The organism is Paenibacillus sp. GCM10027629, assembly GCF_042676425.1.
Lineage (GTDB): Bacteria > Bacillota > Bacilli > Paenibacillales > Paenibacillaceae > Paenibacillus_K > Paenibacillus_K terrigena.
This window is the reverse complement of sequence record NZ_JBHTGZ010000009.1, coordinates 1864663-1886322: the sequence shown is the minus strand read 5'-3', so window position 1 is coordinate 1886322 and position 21660 is coordinate 1864663. Positions and strand designations below refer to the sequence as shown.

Sequence of the window (21660 nt, the reverse complement as noted above, 5' to 3'; positions counted from 1 at the left end):
CGAGAGGCGGTTGAAAAGAAAGATGTGGTCAAGTCGAAGAAAAAGAAAAAACGAAGAATATGACGAACAGGCCCCTTGTTTCTTTCGCATCGCAGGTGACGATGGAAATGTAACAAGGGGTCTGATTGATCAAATATTTTGTTATTAATTATCCCTGCGGTCTCGCCCGCTTCTTTTTAAATCGTGGTGCCACATAATTTCGTTTGCGATCCCGATAGAATGTCCATCCTCCAATGAAGATGATGCCGAAGGCGAAGAGGACAAGCCCACCAAGGAATGGGAGCCATGCAAAGTCCGGCGATAATCCCGTATTGCCATGTTCTGAGAAATAGGTGAACAAAGCATCTTTCATTAGAAGAAATCCGTAGGTCGCAGCAAGACCGGGGATTACGAGCAGCAGAATTGCGATAAATCTGGAGATCATTAGTTTCATAACTTGCCCTCACCCTGAATTTGAATATATTCCTATCATACAATGGTTGGGAAAGGTTGTCTAATGAAAGAAGCTTGCTTGGTAAACAACTCAAAACAAGGTACAATAGTCACAGGAAAACGAAGATGAAATGAATGTGTACATATCGGGAGGTTCGAGAAACGATGGCATTGAACTATGATGTAGCAGTACTTGGTGGTGGGATCGGCGGCTATACGGCGGCGATACGCGCAGCTCAACTCGGTAAGAAAGTGGCGATTATTGAGCAAGATTTACTTGGGGGCACCTGCCTTCATCGAGGCTGTATTCCGAGTAAGACATTCCTGCGTAGTGCAGAGGTGTATGCAACACTTCAGGAACGTGAGCAATTTGGAATCTTTGCAGATAACATTTCCGTACAATTTGATAAAATACAGCAGCGCAAAGCAGGCATTATAAATCAGCTTCATCGCGGCGTTATTTACTTGATGCAAAAAAATAAGATCGATGTTATCCAAGGAAAAGGGCGCGTGATCGGACCTTCGATCTTCTCACCGAAGAGTGGTGCAGTCGCTGTAGAATTGCAAGATGGGGAGATGGAGACGATTGTTTCCACGAATTTGATTATTGCGACGGGTTCACGTCCGCGCACACTACCCGGCATCGAGATTGATGGACAGTATGCAATGACAAGTGATGAAGCACTAGACATGAAGGAATTGCCTAAATCGATCATCATCGTCGGTGGCGGCGTGATCGGGGCTGAATGGGCATCCCTTCTTAGCGATTTTGGTGTCGAGGTGACTGTCGTAGAAATGGCTGCCCATTTATTGCCGACGGAAGATCAAGAGTTAGGCAGTGAATTGCAGCGGTTACTGAAAAAACGTGGTGTTCGTGTGCTTACCGGAGCAACGCTTCATCCAGAGAGCTACAGCACAGAGAATGGACACGTACATATTCAGGTGACAGTAAAAGGATCGCAAGAGACGCTCCAGGCTGAGAAGCTGCTCTTATCTGTCGGCAGACAAGCCAATGTTCATCAAATCGGCCTGGAAAATACAGACATTAAAGTGGATCGCGGTGTCATCGTCGTGAACGAATATATGCAGACGACAGAACCACATATCTATGCCATTGGCGATGTCATTGGCGGGCTTCAACTCGCTCATGCGGCAGCGCACGAAGGGATTGTTGCAGCAGAACGCATCGCAGGTCTCCATCCACACATGGCAGAACCGCATCTCGTACCGCGTTGTATCTATACACGTCCTGAAGTGGCGAGTGTAGGTTGGACGGAGAAGCAGGCGACAGAACAAGGAAGACAAGTGAAGGTGGCGAAAGTCTCCTATAAATCCATCGGTAAAGCGCTAGTCTATGGAGATAATAATGGGTTCGTGAAAGTAATTGCGGATCAAGAAACGAATGATATTCTGGGTGTACATATGATTGGTCCTCATGTAACCGATCAAATCTCGGAAGCTGTACTTGCGCAGATTCTCGATGCAACACCGTGGGAAGTGGGTCAATCCATCCATCCGCATCCAACTTTATCGGAAATTATGGGTGAAGCTATGCTTGCAATTGATGGAAAAGCGACAGGGATCTAGGCATGTCTGGCTTAAAGAACATTTTCTTTTTTTCTGAAAAGGGATTATAATATGTTTATCTCCTAGTCTTAGTACCAGGTTATAAAACCAAACGGGAAGAAAAAGGATGGTGTTTACGTGAATTCAGAAACTTCCGTACAACAACAATCGAAGCATGAAATGCTCGGACTTAGTCATCAACAAGTCATTGACATGTACAAATATATGCGTATGGCCAGGATGTACGATGAACGCTGTCTCGTATTGCAACGTGCGGGGAAAATTAATTTCCACGTATCAGGGATCGGTCAAGAAGCAGCGCAAGTGGCTGCAGCCTTCGCCTTGGATCGCGAGAAAGATTATTTCCTTCCGTACTACCGGGATTATGGATTCGTACTCGCCGTTGGCATGACCTTGAGAGAATTGATGCTCTCGCTCTTCGCCAAAGCGGAAGATCCGAATAGCGGCGGCCGTCAAATGCCTGGTCATTTTGGAAGCAAACGTCTTCGGATTGTTACGGGTTCAAGTCCAGTAACAACGCAAGTGCCGCATGCGGTTGGTATTGCACTCGCAGCGAAGATGAAGAAGAAAGATTATGTCTCATTCGTTACATTCGGCGAGGGATCCAGCAACCAAGGGGATTTCCATGAAGGTTGTAACTTCGCAGGTGTTCATAAATTACCTGTCATTTTTATGTGTGAGAACAATCAATATGCCATTTCGGTGCCGGTACATAAACAGTTGGCTGGCAAAGTGAGTGACCGTGCGCTTGGTTATGGGTTCCCAGGTATTCAAGTTGACGGGAATGATGTGCTTGAAGTCTATCGTGTCATGAAGGAAGCTCGTGAACGTGCCGTTGCCGGTGAGGGTCCAACGTTAGTTGAAGCGATGATGTATCGTTTGTCTCCGCACTCTACGTCAGACAATGATCTTGCTTATCGTACGAAAGAAGAAGTCGATGAGAACTGGAAAAAAGACGGTGTCGTCCAATTCCAAAAATATTTGATGGCATGCGGAATCTGGTCTGAAGAGCAAGAAGTAGAGCTGGCAGCGTTGATTGCCAAGCAGATCAAAGAAGCAACGGAATATGCCGATCAAGCACCATTCCCGAAACCGGAAGATACGCTGCTTCACGTGTATGCTGAAGATGGAGAGGTGAATGCATAATGCCGGTCATGGAATATATTGATGCGATTCGTCTAGCGATGCGAGAAGAGATGGAGCGCGATGAAGATGTGTTCGTTCTTGGGGAAGACGTTGGTACGAAGGGCGGCGTGTTCACGACGACGAAAGGTCTGATGGAACAGTTCGGGGAAGCTAGAGCACTTGATACACCGCTAGCCGAATCTGCGATCGCGGGTGTTGCGATTGGGGCGGCGATGGTCGGCTTGAAGCCGATTGCTGAGATGCAATACTCAGATTTCATGTTCCCTGCAACGAATCAGATTATTAGTGAAGCAGCCAAAATCCGCTACCGCTCGAATAACGATTGGACATGTCCTGTCGTGATTCGTGCGCCAATTGGCGGGGGGATTTTTGGCGGTCTATACCATTCGCAATGTCCGGAATCGGTATTCTTAGGGACCCCAGGTCTGAAGATCGTTGCGCCATACTCCGCGTATGATGCGAAAGGTCTGCTCAAAGCAGCGGTTCGTGACCCGGATCCAGTTATTTTCTTCGAGAATAAGAAATGTTATAAGCTGATTACGGGCGATGTTCCTGCGGACGATTATGTAGTGCCGATTGGTAAAGCAAATGTACTTCGTGAAGGAACAGACATTACAGTCATCAGCTACAGTCTTCCGCTTCATTTTGCCATGCAGGCTGCTGAAGAGCTTGCGAAGGAAGGCATCAGCGCTCATATTCTAGATCTGCGTACGATCCAACCGCTGGATAAGGAAGCGATTCTAGAAGCCGCTAGGAAGACAGGCAAAGTGCTCATTATTCACGAGGATAACAAAACAGGCGGAGTCGGGGCCGAGGTGTCCGCGATTATTGCCGAGGAAATGCTCTTCGAGCTTGATGCGCCAATTATGCGCCTATGCGGGCCAGATGTACCTGCGATGCCAATTAGTCCGCCAATGGAACGGTTCTTCATGCTCAATAAAGATAAAGTTCAAGAGGCAATGCGTAAGCTGGCATTATTCTAACCACAAATAAAATTGATTCGTTTCGCAGCAAACGGAACATTCAAATTCTATTTGGCGATAAAACCTACCTCTAAACGCGGTCTCTCATCCTTGGAGTGCCCGAATTGGAGGTTTTCTCATGGTTCAATCGTTGCCTCTGGGTGACGTATATTGAAAAAGTTCAGGAGATGAGAGTATGTCAAAACCTACTACATTCGTGGAGATCACGATGCCGCAGTTCGCTGAATCGCTCGTTTCAGCGACGATTGGAAAGTGGTTGAAGCAGCCTGGAGATCCGGTGGAGCAATATGAGCCCCTCTGTGATGTCATTACCGATAAAGTAAACGCTGAACTGCCATCGACGGTTGAAGGGATTCTGCGTGAAATTCTCGTGGAAGCTGGAGAGACTGTCGATGTCGGCACAGTGATTGCATATGTTGAAGTTGCAGGTACAGGAGCCAATGCAGCACCGGAAGCTTCTAGCAGTACGGTGGCAAGTGAGGAGCCTGTATTACAAGGCGATCAGAGCATGAGACACCGCTACTCGCCAGCTGTACAACAGCTTGCAGGAGAACATGGTGTAGATCTGAATCAAGTGATCGGCACAGGTTTAGGCGGGCGCATTACACGCAAAGATGTACTGCAGTTCGTGGAACAAGGCCAATCGGCTGGCAAAAATACAGCGTCGGAGCAAGCCGCACCTTCGAACCAAGGGGGATCATTCAACCCGGTCCGTCACTCCGGATTGCATTTGTCTGAATCTCCGCGTATTCCGAAGATTGAAGTGGAGAAACAGCAGACGGTCGGAAGCAACGAATATTTCATCGATGTTACGCCGATTCGTAATACGATTGCGCGCAATATGCGCCAAAGTGTAACAGAGATCCCACATGCTTGGACGACGATTGAGGTCGATGTGACGAATCTTGTGGTACTTCGTAACAAGTACAAAGATGAGTTCATGCGTCGTGAAGGCATTAACCTGACGTATCTCGCGTTCTTACTCAAAGCTGTCGTCAATGCGATCAAAGACTATCCAATCATTAACTCCGTTTGGGCCGTTGACAAGATTATTGTGAAGAAGGATATTAACTTATCCCTTGCCGTCGGAACGGAAGATTCAGTACTTACGCCGGTAATTAAAAAAGCCGATACGCTGAATATCGCCGGACTTGCTCGTGAAGCTGATCGCCTTGCGAAGGCAACGCGTGCAGGTACGTTGAAATTGGATGATTTGCAAGGCGGAACCTTTACCATTAACAATACCGGGTCCTTTGGCTCGATTCTCTCTTATCCGATCATTAACTATCCACAAGCGGCGATTCTTACGTTCGAGTCGATCGTCAAACGTCCTGTCGTTATTAATGACATGATTGCTATACGTTCGATGGCGAATCTCTGCTTGTCTCTAGACCATCGGATTCTAGACGGCGTCATCTGCGGTCGCTTCTTGCAGCGCGTCAAAGAGAACATGGAAAGTTATGATCTCGATACTAAATTGTACTAAGTGTACTTTGGAAAGCGTGTGAAACAATAACATGAGTCAGACACTACAAGTCAATTACTATCCGATGATGGAATATGGCCAGGCTTGGGATATGCAGAAATCACTCGTCAAGCAAATCGATCGAGAAGAGGCTTCCTCTTCTCTGATCCTGCTCGAGCACCCACCGACCTATACCATTGGTTCACAGCGACATCCAGAACATCTGCTCTTGAATGAGGCTGAATTGCAGGAGAAGGGTATCTCGGTATTCGAAATTGATCGCGGCGGCGATATTACGTACCATGGCCCGGGTCAATTGGTGGGATATCCACTTGTCATTCTGGATGGGGAAAAACTAGATTTGCGCGGGTATTTAAGACACCTGGAGCAAGTCATCATTAATTATTTAGCGAAATATAATATTGAAGGCAGTCGTAAGCCCGATTATACAGGCGTGTGGGTTGGAGATACGAAAATAGCCGCGATCGGAGTCAAGTTCAATAAACGTAGACACCGGCGCGGCTTCGTGACGAGCCATGGATTTGCATTTAACATTAAATCGGGAATCCAGTATGAAGGATTCACCGGAATCGTTCCTTGCGGCATTCAGCAGTTCGGCGTGACCTCGCTTGAAGATATCACGAATTTGCCTTTTACCGTGGAGCAAGTGGCTTCCGAGATCATTCCATACTTCTTGGAAGAGTTCGGATTTGAGCTTGTCCAGCAATAATTAGGAGTATAAGAACGGCTCAATGACCATGAAGAGGGTTGATCCCACCATGGCTGCCAGCATGAGATAAACAACAACGCGAAACCATTTCTTTTGATTCATTAGGATGTATTCTCCTTTAACTAGAATTGAATGTGTAAGTGTTCGGGGTTGAGTTCTATTTTAACGCATGATGACACGGGAGGGAAGTCCGATGGTACAACAAGATCGATTAGTACAGCAATTTATTAGCTTGGTTCAAGTTGATAGCGAGACGAAATACGAGCAGGAAATCTCCAAAGTGTTAAAACAAAAATTTACGGATCTCGGATTATCGTGGACGGAAGATGATGCAGCTGAGAAAACCGGTCATGGCGCAGGCAATTTGTTCGTGACGCTTCCGGCTACGGCAGGGCAAGAACATCTCCCAACGATTTTCTTCACATCGCACATGGATACCGTAACACCTGGCAAAGGGATTAAGCCAAGCATCGGAGAAGATGGCTACATACGCAGTGATGGTACAACCATTCTCGGGGCAGATGACAAAGCAGGTCTTGCTGCGATGTTCGAAGCGATTCAAGTGATGCAAGAGAACAACATTCCTCATGGACCAATACAATTCGTGATTACAGTCGGTGAGGAGTCCGGTTTATTCGGGGCTCGTTCGATGGATGCGAAGCATATGGTAGCGCAATACGGCTATGCACTCGATTCGAACGGTGAAATCGGCGGCATAGCAGTTGCTGCACCGACGCAAGCAAAGATTTTTATGAAAATCTACGGCAAGTCCGCACATGCGGGTGTGAACCCAGAGGATGGCGTAAGTGCGATCCAAGTGGCAAGCAAGGCAATTTCACGGATGAAATTAGGCCGAATTGATCATGAGACGACAGCGAATATCGGAAAGTTCGAAGGCGGCGGAGCAACGAATGTCGTGTGTGACTTCGTGCAGATTGACGCAGAAGCGCGCAGTATTGTCCAAGACAAAGTGGAGGCTCAAGTCGCTTCGATGAAAGAGGCCCTGGAATCGGCTGCGGCAGATATGGGAGCACGCGCGGAATTTGAGCATGTCATTCTATACCCGGCGTACAAATACACGGAGCAAGACGAGGTTGTACAGCTTGCAATGAAGGCGATTCGGAATATTGGCAAGACGCCTCGAACATTCCATACTGGCGGTGGCAGTGATGCGAATATCTTTAATGGCTTTGGCATTCCGACCGTGAACTTGTCCGTTGGTTATGAAGATATTCATACAACCAAGGAACGGATCAAGGTGGAAGACATGGTTAGCTTGACGCAGCTTGTCATCGAAATCGTCAAACTCGTTAATTAATAAGTGAAATTATAAACTCCTTAGCGATGATGCTCATCGTTAAGGAGTTTTTGGATTTTTAGGCGATGAGGTACGGGATTGAAGAACTGCATGTAACGATGGCTGTCCGGATTGCCCCTTTCCCAGCTGGCGTAGATGATGACGGATTTCCCATGCTTTACCAACCAGTTGCAATTGTTCCTGAGCGATATAAATTTTCATCCGATCGTCCTCCTAAGGTTTAGGTCTTGGGCTTACAATTTGATATAATTCAGTCATATGAACACATGGGACAAGTTATGCAGCCCAATCCAAAAATCAGTGGAAAAATAAGGAGAGTTGAATGACCATGACAGATCAGAAGGAGAAGTTCGAAGAGATTACCCTTAGCACGGAGCCTATTTTTCAAGGAAGAGTCATTTCATTACAAGTGGATACCGTTCGACTACCCGATGGGAACACGGCTAAGAGAGAAATCGTGAAGCATCCTGGCGCTGTCGGCGTACTTGCATTGCTGCCGGAAGGGATGCTGGTCGTCGAGCAATACCGTAAGCCTTTAGGCCGCTCACTGGTTGAGATTCCTGCTGGGAAGCTGGATGCCGGCGAAGATCCGATGGATTCGGCTCGAAGAGAGTTAGAAGAAGAGACGGGGTATCGCTGCGGTCAAATTCGGCATCATAGCTCGTTCTATACTTCACCAGGGTTTGCTGATGAGATGATCCATCTCTATATTGCTGAGGAACTAGGGCAAGGTGAGCGCAACCTCGATGAAGATGAATTCGTGGACGCGAAGGTGATCACATTGGCTCAAGCTGAACAATATATCGTTGATGGACGTATTCGAGATGCGAAGACCATGATGGCAGTATACGCGTGGAAGCTCTACACATTAACAGGGCAAATCGGATGATGCAGTACAGTAAGGATCCAACGGCACTTCGACATTACTTTGCTGACCTGCACATTCATATTGGCCGAACCGAGCAGGGGAATGCGGTGAAGATTAGTGGGAGTCGGGATTTGACGTTTGCCAATATTGCGCATGAAGCGGCCAATCGGAAAGGCATTGAATTGATTGGTATTATCGACAGCCATGCGCCTTCCGTTCAGACGGATATTATGCGTTGTCTGGATCGAGGAGAGATGGAAGAAATAGATGGCGGAGGGATTCGCTATAAGGATACGACGATCTTGCTCGGCAGTGAGATTGAGGTTCGTGATCCTGGCATGGGTGCAGCGCATTTACTTATTTATTTGCCCACGTTGACCCACATGCAGGAGTTCACCTCCTGGATGTCACGTCATATGAAGAATGTAGAGCTCAGTTCGCAGCGTATTTATGTGACAGCAAGAGAACTGCAATCTGAGGTCGTAAGTCGGGGCGGATTGTTCGTGCCTGCCCATATTTTTACGCCGCATAAGAGTGTCTACGGCAGCTGTTCTGCGCGGATGGCGGACTTGCTGGATCTGGATCAGATTCATGGGGTTGAATTGGGGTTAAGCGCGGATTCGGAGATGGCTGGACTCATCTCTGAATTAGACAGATATTCTTTCTTGACGAATTCCGATGCGCATTCCCTGGCGAAGATCGGAAGAGAATACAATGTGCTGCAGATGGCAGCGCCGAACTTTGAGGAGTTTGCTCGGGTATTGAACCGAGACGCGGATCGGCATGTGGCGGCGAATTACGGGCTGAACCCCCGGCTTGGCAAATATCATCGGACTTACTGTAAGCAATGCGAATCCATTATTGATGAAGGCACGTCGACAGCGGCTAGATGTCCTTATTGCGACGCAGCGAAGTTCGTACGTGGTGTAATGGATCGCATTTGCGATATTGCAGATCGTGAGGAGCCTATCCTTCCTGCTTACCGCCCTCCGTATCACTATCAGGTACCTCTTGAATTTTTACCTGGATTGGGTCCGAAGAAACGGGAGGCACTCCTTGCGCGCTTCGGTACGGAGATGCATATTCTGCATCGAGCAATTGCACAGGAGTTGGCTGAGGTAGTGGGAGAAGTGCTCGCGGATGAAATTATTCAAGCAAGAACAGGAAAACTAGGCATTGTAGCAGGTGGCGGGGGAACCTACGGCAAAATTACGAAAATATGAAAAGGTTCTGACAACTTTAATCATACTCTATCGTTCCCTCTCATAATCTAGTAATAGATATACAAGGGAGGGAACAACGATGGTGCAGTTAATTCGCCAGACATTTCGCGATCAGATGAGTTTATATGTTTTTGTAGCTGTTTTATTTATTGTAGGAGTCGTATTCGGGGCGCTGATGGTCAATGCGCTCTCGCTTGAGCAGCAGCAGGAGCTTAGCGGATATGTCGGTAATTTCATTCATACGATGGATGGGAAGAATACGCAGTATGCCTCGCAGACGTTCTGGACGAGCGCATTTGATAATATGAAATGGGTACTGCTGATCTGGGTTCTAGGGTTGTCTGTGGTCGGTTTGCCTTTTATTCTTGTACTGGACTTCGTGAAAGGGGTCTTAATCGGATTTTCGGTAGGGCTGCTCGCAGGACAATTTGCTTGGAAAGGGGTCCTATTCGCACTCGTCTCCATTGCACCGCAGAATATGATTGCGATTCCAGTGCTCTTCATCGTCAGTGTAGCCGCGATTTCTTTCTCCCTGTATATGATCCGGAGTCGTGTGATGATGCGTCGGAATTTCATGATTAAACAACCATTTCTTACGTACGTGACCTTAACAGCGACAATGGCTGTCACATTGCTCGGTATTTCGGCATTCGAGACTTGGGTCTCTCCGACCTTGATGCAGTGGGTTGCTCCAATGTTATTAGTGGCCGCCTAAGGGGTCGAATCTAGTAAATGAATTGACTTTATTCGCCCTAACACCCTATAATGAAAACAATGAAAAGGCATGCGGAAAGGTGTAAAGGGGGGTCATGATGGAAGAGCGGATCGATAAAATTAAACAGCAGCTTCAATCGCAAGGTTATAAGCTAACCCCGCAGCGTGAAGCAACAGTCCGGGTATTGCTCGAAAATGAAGACGATCACCTCAGTGCGGAAGATGTCTTTATGCTCGTCAAAGACAAAGCGCCTGAAATCGGATTGGCTACTGTATACCGAACCCTTGAGCTGCTCAGTGAACTGCATGTTGTTGAGAAATTAAATTTCGGCGATGGAGTTGCCCGTTACGACCTTCGTACGGATAGTAACAAACACCACCATCATCATTTAATTTGCGTACAATGTGGAGCTATGGATGAGATTCGTGAAGACTGGCTTGGACCGCTTGAAGAACGTCTCGAGGCCGAGTTCAACTTTACAGTGCTTGACCATCGGCTTGACTTTCAAGGCATATGTAGCAGATGCAAGGAAAAGGAAAAGAATAAAGGGATGGATTCCTAACACGAAAGCTCTTCAGTCTCGTCATGAGACCCGAAGAGCTTTTTTTGTTACCACATTAACGCTTGCGCTTCTTGCTGGCACTAATGAGCTTCAGTGCTGCGCGATTCACTTGTAACAGGCCGGCGCCTTGAGCAAGTCTGGAATAGCCTTTCAACTTTACGGCAGTCGATGTCATCAATTTGTTGATTTGATTCGGAGATAGACGTCGATTGAGGCGAAGGAGAAGGGCTGAACTCCCTGTGACATGCGGAGCGGAGAACGATGTGCCTGAGCCGGTGGTCGTTCCCTTGCCGATACGCAGCGATACGATATCTGCGCCTGGTGCGGTTAGGTCGATCCCTTTGCCTTGGCTGCTGAAATCTGCAATTTGATTGCGTTTATTGGATGCAGCGACGGCGATGACTTCGGGATATTTCGCTGGCTCATCGATTCCTCCTGAATTTTCACCGCTGTTCCCTGCGGAAGCGACGATAACAATTCCCTTTCGATGGGCTTTGCGAACAACGCGACGAAGGGAAGCGCTATGTTGGTTGAGTCCGAGACTCATATTAATGATTTGGATACGATGCTGGATGCACCACTCGATCCCTTCAATAATATCGGAGACGAACCCATTGCCAGAAGCATCCAGCGCCTTCACCGAATATAATTTAGCAAAAGGTGCAGATCCTGTAATCATATTGCGATTCCCTCGGGCAGCTGTGACCCCAGCGACGAAAGTTCCATGGCCGTTATTGTCACGAAAGGATTGTTTCGGATTGATCGTGTTAATGCCGCCGAAGACGTTCAGATCTGTACTCGGTCCGATGCCTGTATCGATGATGCCGATCCGGATGCCTTGACCTCGTGAAATGGACCATACTTGCGGTGCCTTTATACGCTGTATTCCCCATGGAATTTTGAAGGAACGAGCTAATGACCGTTTTCCAGCTTTGACGCTGCCGTGTGCTTTGACGGGAATATCGGTCTCGATACTGTGAATTTTGGGATGCTTGGAAAGGTCATGCAATTGTTTCGGATTTCGAACATGACAGCAGACCATGCGTGCTGTTTTTACTTGTTTGAGCGGAATGATGTTATTGTTTTTCAAAAAACGCACACACTGATGATAGCTTTTGTTGTCTTTAAAAATAATGATTTTCCGCTGACTGTGCTTTGTAGCCTTTGATTCAATCGCAGCAGCAAGCATTGAGTGCAGTTTCCCCATGTGGCTTAAATCCCACCTTTTCAACGAATGAATTACCACTAGCGTATGTGGACGAAAGCCATGGGGTGCTACAAGGATAGAGCCTGATTATTATGATAACAGTGGAGGCGTTCAAATGATTATTGGCGTACCGAAGGAAATCAAAAACAATGAATACCGTGTAGCGCTTATTCCGGGCGGTGCAGCGCAATTGATCAGCAGCGGTCATCAGGTGCTCGTAGAGCAGGGCTGCGGCGTTGGGAGCGGCTTCACGGATGCTGAATATGAAGCGGCGGGGGCCGTTGTATGTTCTGTTGAACAAGTATGGCAGCAAGCAGAGATGATTATGAAGGTGAAGGAACCATTGCCAGAGGAGTATGATCGATTTCAAGAAAATCAGATCCTGTTCACCTATTTGCATCTCGCGGCGGCAGGCGGGTTAACCGATGCACTGCTCGCGAAGAACGTTGCAGGTATTGCTTACGAGACCATCCAGCTGCCTAATGGCAGCTTGCCGCTTCTAACACCGATGAGTGAAGTCGCAGGCCGAATGTCCGTACAAGTTGGCGCCCACTTCCTAGAGGCATATTTTGGCGGACGTGGTGTTCTCCTTGGTGGCGTTCCAGGAGTACCTGTGGGTGAGGTCGTTATTCTAGGCGGAGGCATCGTCGGAACGAATGCGGCGAAGATGGCGATCGGGCTTGGGGCGAGTGTAACGATTATTGAGCGAAATGCCGATCGAATGCGTTATTTGGATGATCTGTTTGGGGGTCGATTACGAACGTTAATGTCGAATCAACATAATATTAGCGAAGCCGTGAAGACAGCCGACTTATTGATTGGATCGGTCCTGATTCCAGGTGCACGTGCACCGCGACTTGTGACGGATGCGATGGTTCGTACGATGAAGAAAGGCGCTGTCATTGTGGATGTAGCTGTGGATCAAGGCGGTTCGATTGAGACCATTGATCGCGTTACGACCCATGATAATCCTGTATATGAGAAATACGGCATTATTCACTACGCTGTTGCGAACATGCCTGGTGCTGTGCCTCGCACATCAACTTTTGCACTTACGAATGTGACGTTTCCCTATGCCCTAGAAATCGCGAACAAAGGGATTGTAGCTGCCTTGCAAGGGAATCCTGCATTATCTCTTGGCGTGAACACATATAAGGGTCAAGTGACGTACCGTGCCGTAGCCGAGGCGGTAGGTAAACCATATGCACCGCTGAATATTTAAGAGGTGGGAGCTGCTTCATCTAGTCTTAGCGTCTGAGTAAAATCATAAATCCGTAGGACTTGTCATACGATGTGGTAAATAACTCTGTCGTAAAGCAGGTGGATTGAAATGATCTTCTCCGTACGCAAATGGCTGGAGCGGCTCCGGTTTTTGATTCTATTCCTCGCGTTCACTTATTTTATGGTCCAAGTTCTGAGTATTGTGTCCGCATGGATTACGCCAGTCGATCGTTATCGTGAGCCGCAAGGCAAAGCGATGAAGGTATTTCATCAGGATATGTCTGAAGCCCCACATGAATCGATGAAGGAAAGATTGAAACTTTTTTATTGGTATGGCGAGTGAATCCCCTTCCGGTGCAGGAGATTAAAGGCTCGATGTTGAAATGAAGTAGAGATGATAATGATAAGGGAGCTTGATTGAATGGACAAACATCTGCGAGCCTTTATACATTTTCTCTCGGAGGAGAAAAGATTATCTCGGAATACGCTTGAATCTTATGAACGCGACCTCACACAATTTATTTCCTATATGAGTCAGAAGCCGCATATTGACGATATTAGGGCGATTAAGAAGACGGATGTTGCACAGTACATCATGCACCTTAAGCATCTGGGACGCGCGCCGTCGACTTTGTCGCGCAGTATTGTATCGATACGGTCTTTTTTTCATTACTTGTTAAGTAATCAGCGAATTGTGATGGATCCTTCGATTGAGATGGAAGCGCCCCGACTGGAGAAGAAGGCGCCTAACGTATTAACGGTTGAGGAAATTGAGAGACTGTTAAATGCTCCTCCAAGTGGGACGCTGCAAGGCATCCGAGACAAGGCGATGCTAGAAGTTCTCTATGCGACGGGAATCCGGGTCTCTGAGCTGATCTCGCTGGATTTAGATCATGTACATTTGGATCTCGGCTTTATTCGGTGCACCGCAGGAAATGGTCGAGAACGGATTATTCCACTCGGGCGAATTGCAGCAGTGCAATTAGCAGAGTATATTCATGAAGCGCGTGAGAAGTTGTTGAAGGGTAATGGGGAGGAGCAAGCATTGTTCGTCAATCAGCTCTCGACAAGGCTCACAAGGCAAGGGTTCTGGAAAATTATTAAGAAGTATGCGAAGGAAGCGGATATTGAACATGAAATAACGCCGCATACGCTGAGGCATTCTTTTGCTGCACATTTGATTGAGAATGGTGCGGATTTGCGTTCGGTGCAGGAGATGCTCGGGCACGCAGATATTTCCACAACCCAAATGTATATGCTGCCGTCCAAGCGAAGCATGAAGGATGTATACGAACATGCGCATCCAAGAGCGCGATTGACTTGATGACAAGACTGAAAGGAAGTTGGACAGCGATGAGTCAGAAGAAATCATTCAAGCGAATATGTGTCATTGTGCTCGATAGTGTCGGGATTGGAGAACTGCCTGATGCCGATAAATTCGGGGATCGTGGTTCCCATACCTTAGGGCATATTATTGAGCGGATGCCGAATATTAAACTGCCGCACATGGCTGCATTAGGATTAGGGAATATTGCTCCGCTGGGATCAGTCAAACCTGCAGCCAGCCCTAAAGGATATTTTGGGAAAATGGCCGAGGTCTCTGTCGGCAAAGATACGATGACTGGACACTGGGAGCTCATGGGGCTGAAGATCAATAAGCCATTCAATACATATCCGAATGGGTTCCCCCCCGAGTTGATCTCGAAATTTGAGGAAGAGACAGGGCGCAAAGTACTCGCAAATAAGCCGGCTTCAGGTACAGAGATTCTGGATGAATTTGGTGAGGAGCAGATGCGAACAGGCGCATGGATTGTCTACACCTCTGCTGATAGTGTATTCCAATTGGCTGCTCATGAAGATGTTATTCCGCTCGATGAATTGTATCGTGCTTGTGAAATTGCCCGCCGCTTGACGATGGCGCCTGAATTCTCTGTAGGTCGCGTCATCGCACGTCCTTATGTAGGGCAGCCTGGTTCCTTCAAGCGGACACCGAACCGTCATGATTATGCCGTGAAGCCGCCGGAGCCGACAGTCATGAATGCGGTTCAAGCATCCGGCCGAGATATTATTGCGGTTGGCAAGATCAATGATATTTTTACGGGAGAAGGGGTTACCGCAACGCATCCAACGAAGAGCAATGATGACGGTATTCAGAAGACGATCGATGCGCTGGATCAACCTTTCCAAGGACTGCTGTTCACCAATTTGGTGGACTTTGATTCGTTATACGGCCATCGTAGGGATCCTGAAGGTTATGGACACGCATTGGAAGCTTTCGATCTGCGGCTGCCTGAAATCATGCAGCGGATTGGTGAGGAGGATATGCTCGTCCTCACAGCCGACCATGGGAATGATCCGATTCATGCGGGAACAGATCATACGCGTGAATATGTACCGGTTCTGGTCTACAGTCCAGCGCTTAAGCATCCAGAATCACTTGGTGTAAGATCGACATACGCTGATCTTGCCGCGACGATCGCTGAGAACTTTGATGTGAACCCGCCATACCATGGCACGAGCTTCCTGCAACAGCTGCAGTGAACGTCGCCCGACATGCGGGTCTACAACAAAGAACCGACAGGTTCCGCTTGAAGCAGGACCTGCCGGTTCTTTCAACTTCCTATGTGAAACGTCTGGGCTGGGTTAGATAGCTGTCGAAATTTACTGAATGCCTGTTTTCTGTAAGGCATGGTCCCAACTCGGGTAGTAGTAAAGTGCATTTTGCATCAGCTCGGGATGAGACTTTTTGATACTTTTCTTATTCAAAGATTCTCCATTTTGGTGTAATCTTCGAATCTGGTCAATGACATCATCAGCGTTCATATGAGCTTCGATCGGTATCACTCCTAGATATTTGATATTTATCATTTTATCCAGATTCTAGAAGCTATAATCCTTTATTTAATCGTTCACAATTTTGTCACATTATAACATTTCAGGAGGCTGAAACAATGCGAGCAGTAGACATCATTCAGAAGAAAAGAGACGGCGAAGAATTAACACGGGAAGAAATTTCATTTCTGATCCAAGGATATAGCGAAGGGAGCGTCCCGGATTATCAGATGTCTGCGTGGGCGATGGCTGTCTTTTATAAAGGCATGACGGCTCGTGAGACAGCAGATTTGACACTGGAGATGGCACATTCCGGCGATGTGATTGACTTAAGCCCAGTGCACGGGGTGAAAGTAGACAAGCACTCCACAGGCGGTGTCGGAGATAAGACGACGATCGCACTCGCACCGCTCGTTGCGGCTGCAGGCGTTCCCGTTGCGAAAATGTCAGGTCGTGGCCTAGGGCATACGGGCGGTACGATTGATAAGCTCGAATCCATCTCGGGATTCTCCGTTGAATTAACACGTGAACAGTTCTTTGCCCAAGTGAACCGAATTGGTGCTGCCGTGATCAGTCAGAGCGGCAATATTACGCCAGCGGATAAGAAGCTCTACGGTCTGCGAGACGTGACAGCGACAGTAGAAAGTATTCCTCTCATTGCAAGCTCCGTCATGAGTAAGAAGATCGCTGCAGGCGCGGATGCGATTGTCCTCGATGTGAAGACAGGGAGCGGGGCATTCATGAAGTCACTGGATGATTCGATTGCGCTCGCACAGGCGATGGTTGATATCGGCACGGAAGTTGGACGGAACACGATTGCACTCATTAGTGATATGGATCAGCCGCTAGGCTTCGGTATCGGGAATGCGCTTGAAGTGAAGGAAGCAGTAGAGACGCTTCGTGGCGAAGGACCAAAAGATTTAGAGGAGCTGACGCTGATCTTAGGAGCGTATATGGTGATGCTCGGCGGACAAGCTGCAACGGTTGAGGAAGCAAGAGCGAAGCTCGAAGGGCTGATTCAAGATGGTACAGCATTGTCGAAATTGAAAGAAATGGTCGAAGCGCAGCAAGGGGATAGTTCGCAAATTGAAGATACATCGAAACTTCCTACGGCTGCAGAACTTGTCGATGTGACGGCTACAGCAGAGGGGTATGTAACAGCCATTCAGGCAGAGGAAATTGGTCTTGCGGCGATGACGTTAGGCGCGGGGCGAGAGACAAAGGATTCACAGATTGACCTCGCCGTAGGTATCGTACTTCGCAAGAAGATTGGGGATGCCGTTAAGGTCGGTGAGACGCTTGCAACACTGCATGTGAATGGCAAAAATGCGGCGCAGCGTGAGACGGCCATCGCACGTGTGCGTGAAGCTTATCAGATCGCTGAGCAGCGCGGAGAATTGAAGCCGCTAGTATACGCTATAGTCACGAAAGATGGCGTTCAGCGCTTCTAATCACATGAAAAAACGCTTGTATGTTACTCAAATTTGAGTATACTAATGAAGTGGTTGATTTTGTGAGAAGAAGTGAGGAATGAAGGATGTCTACAGAAGTTAAAAAGGGGAATCAGACGCTGATCGTAACTGGCTTGCTGCTGGCACTGCTTCTTGCAGCGCTGGACCAGACGATTGTATCCACTGCGATGCCGACGATCGTGAAGGAACTCGGCGGTTTGGATAAATTCGTATGGGTGTTCTCAGCCTATATGATCGCGAGTGTGGCAGGGATGCCGATTTTTGGTAAGCTGTCTGATATGTTCGGTCGAAAGCGGTTTTTCATGTTCGGGTTGATTGTCTTCATGGCAGGCTCCGCATTATGCGGTATGGCACAGGACATGAACCAGCTTATCATTTACCGCGCGATTCAGGGGATCGGCGGCGGCGCATTGATGCCGGTTATTTTTACGATTATATTTGATATTTTTCCACCGGAGAAACGTGGGAAGATGCAAGGGTTATTTGGTGCCGTATTTGGTATTTCCGGGGTAATGGGTCCTCTCGCGGGTTCATTCTTCACGGATTATGTAAATTGGACGTGGATCTTCTACATCAACTTACCGCTCGGTGTCATTTCATTCTTTATTATCCTGTCTGCGTATCATGAGTCGAAGGATAATAAGAAACAGCAGATCAATTGGATCGGAACCATTCTCATGATTGCGACGATTCTCTGCTTAATGTTCGCGCTTGAACTTGGCGGTAAGGAAGGTTATGGTTGGGATTCATGGCCGATCATCGGTATGTTTGCTGGATTTGTCGTGTTATTAGCACTCTTCCTCGGGCAGCAGACGATTGCGAAGGAACCAATTATTCCACTGGGGCTATTCAAGAACAAATTGTTCAGATCTTGTATGGCAGTCGGATTCTTCTACGGCGCATTGATGATAGCGGGTGCAACGTATATTCCGTTGTTCATTCAAGGGGTATTCGAAGGCTCGGCGACGAGTGCGGGGTTGGTACTCATGCCGCTGATGTTCTCTAATGTCATCAGTAGTATTGTAGGCGGCCGATTGATTAACAAGTTTTCGTATCGTGCCATATTGAGTGTATCCGTTGCGCTCGTACTTCTATCCGTGATTTTGCTGAGTACGATTACGATTGACACAAGCAAATCAATGATTACGATGTATATGGTCATTATGGGTCTTGGTATCGGGGCGTCGTTCTCGACCATTCCGATTGCAGCCTTAACGAATATTCCGTTCCATCAACGCGGTACGGTGAATTCCTTGAATACGTTCTTCCGGACGATTGGTTCAGCGATTGGCGTTACGATCTACGGAACGCTCCAATCCCGTCATCTGCAAGATGCGATTCAATCCAAAATTGATCCCGCTTTTGCTGCGAAATTGGGTGATGGCCGTGGGCTATTGCAACCGGAAGTTAGAGAGATGATTCCAGCGAATGCATTGCATCAGCTGTTGTCTGGACTTGCCGATTCGATCGCTTATGTATTCCAATGGTCTATTGTTATTGCAGCACTCGCGGCGATATTCATCTTCTTGATGGGGAATGCAAGGCTCGAAGTACCAGGCAAGACCAAGGACGGCAAAGAAGGTGACAATCATGTCGATCAAGCTAGCCATCCTCGGACTGCTGATGGAGTCAGATAGCCACCCCTATGAGCTCAAGCAACGCATGAAAGAACGTTCCATGGCGTATTACATGAAGATCCAAGAAGGTTCTCTATACTATGCCATTGATCAATTGCGTAAGGATGGGCATATCGAGGTGTGTGAGGTTCAGAAGGGCTGTAACCGACCAGACAAGACAATCTATCGGATTACAGCCTCTGGGATCGAATTACTGAAGCGATCCATTCATAAAGAAATGGAGAAGCCGATATCCATTTCGAAGCCGATCTGCGGCGTATTGACCTTCTCGGAATATGCCGACTCGGATAAGTTTCAAGAGAAGCTTAAGACGCACTTGATCCAGACGGAGCAGCGGATGAAGGAGATGAAGCAGTTGTATAACGATGCGTTATCCACCGCTCCATTGTCGCAGCTTTATGTCTATCGCAGTTCCTACGAGCATTGCTTGGTCGAATTGAATTGGATTCGAGAGGTGTATGAAGAAGCTGTGAGAGGTCATCTCGGCGTCAAGGGGAACCCGTATCAATGGGAGCCTATTCCATAAAAAAGATGCATATAATAGACAAGATCCGAAGCGTTGCAAGTGTCCCTTGCGCGTATCGGATCTTTTTTTTGTTCGAAGATACGCTTAACGTCCAATCGTAGGACAACGAAGTCGTTTCTTCTTATTTGCGTATGTTGTTGTTCCTTTGTTTGAAATACATGCCTAACTAAAACAATGAAAGCCCTACCTCTCTTCCATCCTTGCGGCTCCGAAGACCGCGCCAGTGTGAATTAGTACGAATACAACCATGAAATTCATTTTGAGAAAAGATGATACGAAAATCTGAAGTGGGTTTGTGTTACATCGTGATCTAACTTTCCAGAGGAACTTCTAGAGGAAATAAATATTTTATTGCGGTGAATCTATATAGAATAACAGAAAAATTGAACATTTGCAATGGAATATTTTCCAATCAAATAGCCAACACTGAGGAGAAGCAGCAAAATGGCCATACAAGTCTGTCTAAGACTGCACTTATATTTTTTGTGGCCATATTATTTTAGGAGGGGAATTCTTGTGAGAAAAAGGTTAATGATATGGAGCTGCATCCTTATGATCAGTTCGATTGCGGTACCTTGGTCTGTCTATGCAGAACCTGCGAAGAAACCTGCAGCAGAGCCTTCCGCTGCTTCTTCAGAGCTAGCAGCCAACGCAAAATCTGCCGTGCTCATGGATTCGGATACGGGTACAGTCATCTTCGAGAAGAACAGTCACGATCGCTTGCCACCAGCAAGTATAACAAAGATTATGACCATGGTATTGGTGATGGAAGCCATCGATCAAGGGAAGCTGAAGCTGACAGATCGCGTACAGACTAGTGAATATGCGGCTTCTATGGGAGGATCCCAGATTTTCCTCGAACAAGGTGAAGAAATGACAGTTGATGAGATGCTCAAAGGGATTGCCATGGCATCCGGTAATGATGCATCGGTGGCCGTGGCAGAGAAAATAGCCGGAACAGAAGAAGCCTTCGTTCAAATGATGAATGCAAAAGCGAAAGAGCTCGGTATGAAGGACACGCAGTTTAAGAATTGCAACGGATTGCCTGTAGCGGATCATTATACATCAGCTCATGATATCGCTCTAATGTCACAGGCGCTCTTGAAATATAACGGGATTACGAAGTATACCGGCGTATACCAGGATTATCTTCGCAAAGATTCAGCCAAGCCGTTCTGGCTGGTGAACACGAACAAGCTCGTACGATTCTATTCAGGGGCTGACGGCTTGAAGACAGGCTTTACATCGGAAGCGAAATATTGCTTGTCTGGCACAGCGAAGCGTGATTCACTGCGAATAATCGCAGTTGTGATGGGTGAACCGAACACGAAGACTCGGAATCAAGAAGTGACGCAAATGTTCGATTACGCGTTCTCGCAATATACGAATCATCCGATTTTCAAAGTTGGGGATACCATTGGCTCTGTGAAAATTGAGAAGGGCAGCGTAGAGTCCCTTTCGATCGTTGCAAAGCAGCAATATAGTATCCTACTTCGCAAAGGAAAACAGTCTTCCGATAATATTCGGCATGAACTGGTCGTTCCGAACGAGCTCAAAGCACCAATAGCAGCGGGAGATCCGATTGGAAAGCTCGTCGTCTATCAAGGGGATGAGGTCGTGAAGGAATTCTCTCTTGAAGCACCTGCAGCCGTAAGTAAAGCCAGCTACTGGACACTGTTCAAGCGGACCTGTGCGAAGTTGTTTTTTGTAGATTAATAGCGCGTTTCTTCTAGTTT

At 47.4% G+C, this 21660-nt stretch carries 21 protein-coding genes and 1 pseudogene; 18 read left to right on the top strand and 4 right to left on the bottom strand.

Translation table 11 applies throughout. The annotated features are described in order from the left end of the window. Positions 1 to 148: 148 nt before the first annotated feature. A complete protein-coding gene (locus ACFQZR_RS18290) occupies positions 149 to 433 on the bottom strand; it encodes a DUF2627 domain-containing protein (RefSeq protein ID WP_379348358.1) in 285 nt (94 codons plus the stop codon). Between the two features lie 164 nt (positions 434 to 597). Here ACFQZR_RS18290 and lpdA point away from each other — a divergent pair, with 164 nt between their 5' ends. The 5 genes from lpdA to lipB all read left to right on the top strand — a co-directional run bounded on the left by lpdA (position 598) and on the right by lipB (position 6343). Next, the gene (gene lpdA / locus ACFQZR_RS18285) at positions 598 to 2019 is read left to right on the top strand and encodes a dihydrolipoyl dehydrogenase (RefSeq protein ID WP_379348355.1); all 1422 of its coding nucleotides are present in this window, start codon (positions 598 to 600) and stop codon (positions 2017 to 2019) included. A gap of 159 nt (positions 2020 to 2178) precedes the next feature. Next, positions 2179 to 3165, top strand: coding sequence for a thiamine pyrophosphate-dependent dehydrogenase E1 component subunit alpha (locus ACFQZR_RS18280; protein ID WP_379348904.1), 987 nt, complete (start codon positions 2179 to 2181; stop codon positions 3163 to 3165). Beyond that, positions 3165 to 4148 carry an alpha-ketoacid dehydrogenase subunit beta gene (locus ACFQZR_RS18275; RefSeq protein WP_314585295.1) on the top strand — a complete coding sequence of 328 codons (984 nt, stop codon included), beginning with the start codon at positions 3165 to 3167 and terminating at the stop codon, positions 4146 to 4148. Before ACFQZR_RS18280 ends, ACFQZR_RS18275 begins: the two co-directional genes overlap by 1 nt. A gap of 175 nt (positions 4149 to 4323) precedes the next feature. Then, the gene (locus tag ACFQZR_RS18270; protein WP_379348352.1) at positions 4324 to 5634 is read left to right on the top strand and encodes a dihydrolipoamide acetyltransferase family protein; all 1311 of its coding nucleotides are present in this window, start codon (positions 4324 to 4326) and stop codon (positions 5632 to 5634) included. A gap of 31 nt (positions 5635 to 5665) precedes the next feature. After that, positions 5666 to 6343 carry a lipoyl(octanoyl) transferase LipB gene (lipB, locus tag ACFQZR_RS18265; RefSeq protein WP_018755230.1) on the top strand — a complete coding sequence of 226 codons (678 nt, stop codon included), beginning with the start codon at positions 5666 to 5668 and terminating at the stop codon, positions 6341 to 6343. Here lipB and prli42 read toward each other — a convergent pair whose 3' ends face one another. Continuing rightward, positions 6344 to 6445 (bottom strand): stressosome-associated protein Prli42, encoded by a 102-nt coding sequence (gene prli42 / locus ACFQZR_RS18260; RefSeq protein WP_018755231.1) that lies wholly within the window; start codon positions 6443 to 6445, stop codon positions 6344 to 6346. Positions 6446 to 6536: 91 nt separating this feature from the next. Between prli42 and ACFQZR_RS18255 the strand changes: the two genes are divergently transcribed. Then, positions 6537 to 7661, top strand: a complete 1125-nt coding sequence (locus ACFQZR_RS18255) for a M20/M25/M40 family metallo-hydrolase (RefSeq protein WP_379348349.1) — start codon at positions 6537 to 6539, stop codon at positions 7659 to 7661. A 117-nt stretch (positions 7662 to 7778) separates the two neighbouring features. On the opposite strand, the pseudogene mciZ reads toward ACFQZR_RS18255, so the two are convergent. After that, positions 7779 to 7862, bottom strand: a pseudogene (mciZ, locus tag ACFQZR_RS18250) (Z-ring formation inhibitor MciZ); the annotation flags it as partial. 121 nt (positions 7863 to 7983) lie between these two features. On the opposite strand from mciZ, the gene ACFQZR_RS18245 reads away from it, so the two are divergent. The 4 genes from ACFQZR_RS18245 (at position 7984) to fur (ending at position 11029) form a co-directional block, all read left to right on the top strand. After that, on the top strand, positions 7984 to 8550 hold the full coding sequence (locus tag ACFQZR_RS18245; RefSeq protein ID WP_379348347.1) for an NUDIX domain-containing protein: 567 nt from the start codon (positions 7984 to 7986) through the stop codon (positions 8548 to 8550). Continuing rightward, positions 8547 to 9752 (top strand): endonuclease Q family protein, encoded by a 1206-nt coding sequence (locus tag ACFQZR_RS18240; protein ID WP_379348345.1) that lies wholly within the window; start codon positions 8547 to 8549, stop codon positions 9750 to 9752. Before ACFQZR_RS18245 ends, ACFQZR_RS18240 begins: the two co-directional genes overlap by 4 nt. 79 nt (positions 9753 to 9831) lie before the next feature. Beyond that, a complete protein-coding gene (gene spoIIM, locus ACFQZR_RS18235; RefSeq protein WP_379348338.1) occupies positions 9832 to 10467 on the top strand; it encodes a stage II sporulation protein M in 636 nt (211 codons plus the stop codon). 97 nt (positions 10468 to 10564) lie between these two features. Continuing rightward, positions 10565 to 11029, top strand: a complete 465-nt coding sequence (gene fur, locus ACFQZR_RS18230; protein WP_018755237.1) for a ferric iron uptake transcriptional regulator — start codon at positions 10565 to 10567, stop codon at positions 11027 to 11029. A 55-nt stretch (positions 11030 to 11084) separates the two neighbouring features. Here the strand turns inward: fur and ACFQZR_RS18225 are convergent, their stop codons facing one another. Continuing rightward, the gene (locus ACFQZR_RS18225; RefSeq protein ID WP_379348336.1) at positions 11085 to 12236 is read right to left on the bottom strand and encodes a S8 family peptidase; all 1152 of its coding nucleotides are present in this window, start codon (positions 12234 to 12236) and stop codon (positions 11085 to 11087) included. A 115-nt stretch (positions 12237 to 12351) separates the two neighbouring features. Here ACFQZR_RS18225 and ald point away from each other — a divergent pair, with 115 nt between their 5' ends. The 8 genes from ald to ACFQZR_RS18185 all read left to right on the top strand — a co-directional run bounded on the left by ald (position 12352) and on the right by ACFQZR_RS18185 (position 21640). Continuing rightward, complete coding sequence (gene ald / locus ACFQZR_RS18220) at positions 12352 to 13458, top strand: alanine dehydrogenase (RefSeq protein WP_379348334.1); 1107 nt, start codon at positions 12352 to 12354, stop codon at positions 13456 to 13458. A 108-nt stretch (positions 13459 to 13566) separates the two neighbouring features. After that, complete coding sequence (locus tag ACFQZR_RS18215) at positions 13567 to 13800, top strand: DUF4227 family protein (protein ID WP_018755240.1); 234 nt, start codon at positions 13567 to 13569, stop codon at positions 13798 to 13800. A 78-nt stretch (positions 13801 to 13878) separates the two neighbouring features. Beyond that, positions 13879 to 14781, top strand: a complete 903-nt coding sequence (xerD, locus tag ACFQZR_RS18210; RefSeq protein WP_379348331.1) for a site-specific tyrosine recombinase XerD — start codon at positions 13879 to 13881, stop codon at positions 14779 to 14781. Positions 14782 to 14810: 29 nt separating this feature from the next. Next, on the top strand, positions 14811 to 15998 hold the full coding sequence (gene deoB / locus ACFQZR_RS18205) for a phosphopentomutase (protein ID WP_379348329.1): 1188 nt from the start codon (positions 14811 to 14813) through the stop codon (positions 15996 to 15998). 410 nt (positions 15999 to 16408) lie between these two features. Beyond that, positions 16409 to 17740: a pyrimidine-nucleoside phosphorylase gene (locus tag ACFQZR_RS18200; protein ID WP_379348327.1), complete on the top strand. Its 1332-nt coding sequence runs from the start codon at positions 16409 to 16411 to the stop codon at positions 17738 to 17740. Positions 17741 to 17826: 86 nt separating this feature from the next. Beyond that, complete coding sequence (locus ACFQZR_RS18195; RefSeq protein WP_379348325.1) at positions 17827 to 19398, top strand: MDR family MFS transporter; 1572 nt, start codon at positions 17827 to 17829, stop codon at positions 19396 to 19398. After that, a complete protein-coding gene (locus tag ACFQZR_RS18190) occupies positions 19352 to 19924 on the top strand; it encodes a PadR family transcriptional regulator (RefSeq protein ID WP_379348323.1) in 573 nt (190 codons plus the stop codon). The genes ACFQZR_RS18195 and ACFQZR_RS18190 overlap by 47 nt, the downstream gene beginning before the upstream one ends. Positions 19925 to 20440: 516 nt before the next feature. Continuing rightward, on the top strand, positions 20441 to 21640 hold the full coding sequence (locus ACFQZR_RS18185) for a D-alanyl-D-alanine carboxypeptidase family protein (RefSeq protein ID WP_379348321.1): 1200 nt from the start codon (positions 20441 to 20443) through the stop codon (positions 21638 to 21640). The last annotated feature ends 20 nt before the right edge of the window (positions 21641 to 21660 follow it).